The organism is Ferrovum sp., assembly GCF_027317285.1.
In the GTDB taxonomy this organism is placed as follows: domain Bacteria; phylum Pseudomonadota; class Gammaproteobacteria; order Burkholderiales; family Ferrovaceae; genus Ferrovum.
Genome location: NZ_DAHVHV010000133.1, coordinates 1 through 845, shown reverse-complemented (window position 1 = coordinate 845; position 845 = coordinate 1). Strand labels below are relative to the sequence as shown.

1 protein-coding gene is annotated in these 845 nt (G+C 40.2%); it reads right to left on the bottom strand.

Going from position 1 to position 845, the window contains the following annotated elements; all coding sequences use genetic code 11:
- Positions 1–653: 653 nt before the first annotated feature.
- Positions 654–845 (bottom strand): hypothetical protein (locus M6F29_RS11925; protein WP_298160196.1); only part of this gene is annotated, 192 nt, incomplete at its 5' end.

Genomic DNA, 845 nt, shown 5'->3' with positions numbered 1-845 from the left:
TAGAGCGAGGCAGCTCCCCGACGAATCGGTTGTCATGCGGTAACCAACCCGCGCATATCAGACTGATCAACCGTCGGTATGCCGTCCGTTCTGCTACCCACACACTGCAAGATGATTTAGGAGATTATTATTTGGGACTAACACATTATTATTGAAATACTTGACAGGTCAATACATATCAGGGATTCGTTTGGAAAAATCACCCAAACCATTGATAGACACATACAGGAGTTCTTTATGCAAACACTGCAACTTGATGTCAAAATAATGCGATTAAAAACATAAAAATCATTGACTTAAGTGATTTATTTACCCTAATATGAACTCCGAAACTTTAGTATAGAATAAGTAGTCGTGGGCTGTGTCAATCGAAAAGCCGAGCAGTCATGTCAGACTAATCAACCGTCGGCATGCCGTCCGTTCTGCTACCCACACACTGCAAGATGATTTAGAAGATTATTATTTGGGACTAACACATTATTATTGAAATACTTGACAGGTCAATATTTATCAGGGACAGAAGCTAAAAGCTTCATATAAAGTCTGGATGTATGGCTGAAATCTTTACCTTTTCAAAATTATTGATTAAAAGTTGTTGCAAACTGGGGGCATCCATGTATGTCTTATTGCCAAAATTAAATCTGCAGCCATATTTACGCGGTTTTACAAAGCCAGTAACAACCCCATTCCAATCGCAAACCCGCCAGCAATTTCAACTGCAAAATACCATTTGAACGTGTTTGTTCAATATCGTGATTTAAACAGCGGTTTTGGTTCATATTGCGGAAATGCATCTTGATGCTGAGTGACAGGCAGCAATCGAGGCAAACCGGGCAGCCGAGATC